At 42.1% G+C, this 1,335-nt stretch carries 1 protein-coding gene; it reads right to left on the bottom strand.

What is annotated here, in order from left to right; all coding sequences use genetic code 11:
* Nucleotides 1–1,169, bottom strand: a 1,169-nt coding sequence (gene ltrA / locus H0185_RS10110; protein WP_221873390.1) for a group II intron reverse transcriptase/maturase, incomplete at its 3' end; no start/stop codon positions are given.
* Nucleotides 1,170–1,335: the final 166 nt, after the last annotated feature.

Here is a 1,335-nt window from a genome sequence, read left to right on the forward strand (position 1 = left end):
GGGCTTTTGGCGATACGCCAATAACCCAGCCTAGTATTTGCCCATTCCCATGCCTTATTAGGCTTAACACCTAACTTCTTTAAGTTTCTATGTTTGGTTTTAACTTTCTTCCATTCTTTCCATCGAATCATCCGAAGTCTTCTCCGAATCCATCCGTCTAATTTAGATAGAACCGAGGGGGTATCAGCTAATTGGTAATATCCTAGCCAGCCCACCAAGTAGCGGTTTAGCTTTTCTATCCTATCTTTCATGCTGATAGACCATTTTCTCGAAGTGATTTCTCTTATTCTCTGTTTAAAACGTTGAATACTCTGTTTAGCGATTCGGACCTTTGGTTCCTTTCGATGAAAGGTGAAAGTGAAACCTAGAAACTTACGTTTCCATGGTCGGTCTACTGCACTTTTCTCATGGTTTACTTTTAGTTTGAGTTTTCTCTCAATGAAAGTTGTGATGCTTTCCATGATTCTCTCTCCTGCTCTTCTTGAACGAACATAGATATTACAATCATCTGCATAACGAACGAACCGCAATCCTCTTTTCTCGAGTTCTTTATCAAGTTCATCTAGAACGATGTTTGACAAGAGAGGGCTTAGTGGGCCACCTTGAGGAGTGCCTTCCGTGTTAGGACTGACAAGTCCTTTTTCCATTACACCTGACTGTAGGTATCTTCGTATTAATTGGAGCACTTTTGGGTCTTTTATACGGTGGCTTAATATTCTCATAAGTCGGTCATGATTCACTTTATCGAAGAATTTCTCTAAGTCGATGTCCACAACCCATCTATACCCTTCTTTGATATAGCGTTTTGCTTGTCGGACTGCATCATGACCACGCTTATTGGGTCTAAAACCGTAACTTTGTCTAGAGAACGTGGGATCAAACTCCTTATTGAGTACTTGCGCAATAGCCTGTTGGATGAAACGATCTGTCACTGTCGGGATTCCTAGCTTCCTTACTCCTCCGTTCGGTTTCGGGATTTCAACACGACGGACGGGTTTGGGAAGGTAGGTACCCTTTATCAGTTCGGTTCTTAAAGTACTCCAGTGTTCCATGAGATGAGACCGTAGGGTTTGTACGCTCATCCCATCTACCCCATGGCTTCCTTTATTTTGTTCCACTCTCTCGAGTGCACTTGTAACGTTCTGATATGATAAGATTTGTTCCATCATAGATTTCAAACTCCTACGTGAATCAGTCGTTCTTCTTGTGTGGGGTTGCTTTCAGCCCTTCTAATGTCCCCCGTGGATTCACCACTTCCTCCATTAGGAAGGATAATGTTTCTGCTTCATCAAGCAACACGTATAAGAAGTGCTGATTCTTCTTAATTGATTCAGT

This window comes from Mesobacillus maritimus (genome assembly GCF_019749255.1).
Lineage (GTDB): Bacteria > Bacillota > Bacilli > Bacillales > Cytobacillaceae > Mesobacillus_B > Mesobacillus_B maritimus_A.